Origin of the sequence: Bacteroides sp. RTP31139st1_H2_RTP31139_211217, assembly GCF_040227615.1 — a bacterium.
GTDB lineage: Bacteria > Bacteroidota > Bacteroidia > Bacteroidales > Bacteroidaceae > Bacteroides > Bacteroides uniformis.
The window spans coordinates 1-2,730 of record NZ_JBCNZM010000155.1 but is presented as its reverse complement, the minus strand read 5'-3'; the positions used below and the strand labels follow the sequence as shown (position 1 = coordinate 2,730).

3 protein-coding genes are annotated in these 2,730 nt (G+C 43.3%); 2 read left to right on the top strand and 1 reads right to left on the bottom strand.

The genetic code is table 11. From position 1 onward, the window contains the following. Positions 1-247, bottom strand: a 247-nt coding sequence (locus tag ABUA47_RS19490) for a flavodoxin (protein ID WP_349831917.1), incomplete at its 3' end; no start/stop codon positions are given. Positions 248-785: 538 nt separating this feature from the next. Between ABUA47_RS19490 and ABUA47_RS19485 the strand changes: the two genes are divergently transcribed. Continuing rightward, entirely contained in the window at positions 786-1,400 is a 615-nt protein-coding gene (locus tag ABUA47_RS19485) for a TetR/AcrR family transcriptional regulator (protein WP_005924132.1), read from the top strand. A 95-nt stretch (positions 1,401-1,495) separates the two neighbouring features. Beyond that, entirely contained in the window at positions 1,496-2,602 is a 1,107-nt protein-coding gene (locus ABUA47_RS19480; protein WP_055295521.1) for a tyrosine-type recombinase/integrase, read from the top strand. Positions 2,603-2,730 lie beyond the last annotated feature (128 nt).

The window sequence follows — 2,730 nt, the reverse complement described above, 5'->3', positions numbered from 1 at the left end:
AATCCGACATCTCCACACTGCTGCGCGAAGCTTTGTCGTGCCAGTCCAAATCAGCAGCCGTGTACTTTTTCGCAGGCTGTATTTCGTAGAAGGTCCCATCAACAGCTTCTGCCACCAACTTGGCAGCCCTTGCCGTTGTTCCCGTTGCCGAGAAATAAGCTACCAGTGTCTTACCACCTTTTTTCTGTGCGTTAACAGTAATAGACAACAGCATAACTGCCATCATAAACAACACCAATCTTTTCATACGATATATTATTTAGTTGAAACATATAAATCCAATTGTTATAGCGATACAAAAGTAGCGGGTATTATTATTACATAGGTATCCAGATTACTGATTATATAACCCAAATTACTGATAGATGTCCGAGAAGAGAAATAAAAAATCCCGTAAAACCTTGATTTTACGGGATTTGTCATACTTTGAGTCCTTTTTGTCTTTGGAGTTCTGCGGAGAGACAGGGTTTTGAACCTATAACTCTAACTGCTTATATTTCAGCTACTTTGCTTTCAAAATTTCAAATAGGTAACGAAACAGTAACGATTTTCAGACGTTGGGCTTGTCCAACTTTGACCTCTGTTTGTCTGCCTAACTTTCGGGTTCAAAGATAAGTCTTTCTTTTGAAATACGCAAATCATTGATAATAAATATTCTGCGATTAGTGCAAGGTGCAAGCTATATATATAAATATATACTTGCACCTTGCACTAAAAAAAAGCACTGGGGTACAAATGCTTAAAACAAAATCCGTATCTTCGTAACCGATTAAAAACAAACGTGTATGATAATAACTAACCGTGAAGAAGTAATAGATAAAGCGTTCGGCGTATTTGTCAGGATGAACTACGAGAAAGCAAGCATCATCACGCTTGCCAAAGCCTGCGGGGTGACAAAAACGGGTATCGTTTATTATTTTCCGCACAAGCTGGATTTATTCATGGCTGTGGCGGACAAATACGTGTTGCAAATGCACGAACCGGAAAACAAGTTTGCCGCTCCTGCCGATACGTTGGCGGAGTTCATCGGGCAATACGTGGCGGGGGTAGCCGCTTCCATGAAAAGGATTGTTGAACTGATTGGTGATAATAGTAGCCCGCATGATTGTAGTCCTAACTTCTACTACTTTCACTTTCTGTCACAAGTGCGTATGTACTATCCGGGCATCAGGCAGAAAATTGAGAAAATCTACCGACAAGACTATGACCTATGGGAGAAAGTCATACAGAAGGCAAAAGAAAGCGGGGAAATCAGGAGCAACACGGACGTGAAGAAAACGGCTATCATGTTCCGGCAAATGTTTTTAGGGCTGTCATACGAACAAGCATTTCTAAACGGTTTGAACGTGGACGAACTGGCAGAAAATTTTCGCCATATCTATTCGCTGCTTAAAGCCTGATACTCTTTTGTTTTTTTAACCTCGATTATTTTTGAACAGATGTTCAAATAATGGTATTTTTATCTTATCTTTGGAGCGAAGCAAAATTCAGCGACATGGATAAGGTTCAGAAACAAAGAGGAAGCATCGTGCTACACAAAGAAACAAGGGACGGTGCGGATTACATACGGATAGAATATGCGAACAGTCAGGCTGTCGCCCTGCTGCTCGCCCAAGACACGGGCATGGAAATGGCTGGTAACGGCTCTGCATACATAGCGTCAGCCGCTTTCAGCCTGCCGGATTTTTACGACCGCTATTCGCCCCACGCCTATATTGATTACAGCCGGGTTTACGTGCGGCATCCCAAGCCCAAAAGGGAATACACACTGCCGAAAGGCTATCTCGAACTGCTGGAACAAAAGCGTTACAGCCCCTCGACCGTCAAAACATACCGTGCTTATTTCAGCGATTTCATGGAATATCACAAGGGACGGAACATCGACCGCCTGAAAGTGCCGGACATCAACAAGTACATACTCTATCTTGTGAACGAGAAGAAGATTTCGGTGTCGCAACAGAATATGCGCATCAATGCTATCAAGTTCTATTACGAGCAGGTGAAAGGCGGCAAACGGCAATACTATGGCGGTATCACCCGTGCCAAAGAGTACAAGAGCCTGCCCGAAGTGTTGAGCAAGAATGAAATTAAGCGCATCCTTGCACAAATTTCCAACATCAAGCATCACTGCATGATTTCGTTGGTTTACTCTGCCGGACTTAGAAGAAGCGAATTGCTTAACCTGACCCCGCAGGACATCAACAGTGAAACAATGTCGGTTCGTATCATGGGCAAGGGGAAGAAATGCCGTTATTCGCTCCTTTCGCCCAAGTTGCTGGAAGAACTACGGCACTACTTTCGGGAATATCGTCCACAAAAATGGTTGTTTGAGGGCGAAACACCCGGAGAGCAATATTCGGCAAGTGCATTGGTGAAAGTGCTGAAAGAAGCCGCACATCGTGCAGGCATCAAACACCGTGTACACGTACACATGCTACGCCACTCCTTTGCCACACACTTGCTGGAACAGGGAACAGACCTGCACACGATACAGGAATTGCTGGGACACAACGACATCAAGACCACAACCATTTATCTTCATGTGTCAAGTGCCCATAAAGCAAAAATCCCTAATCCTCTTGATACACTGGATAATTCGTGAGGTGCAGTTATAGAAGTGTAGGAACGACACCATAAGGTGCGGTTATAAATAACATTCAAGACAATAAACAACTAATAATCAAATGATTAGATATTAAATAGAGTAAAAAAGGACTTGTGTGCGAGCTA

What these genes read in the sequence shown, in the direction of transcription:
- ABUA47_RS19485 (WP_005924132.1), top strand. Translation starts at nt 786, where the DNA reads ATGATAATAACTAACCGTGAAGAAGTAATAGATAAAGCGTTCGGCGTA.
- ABUA47_RS19480 (WP_055295521.1), top strand. Translation starts at nt 1,496, where the DNA reads ATGGATAAGGTTCAGAAACAAAGAGGAAGCATCGTGCTACACAAAGAA.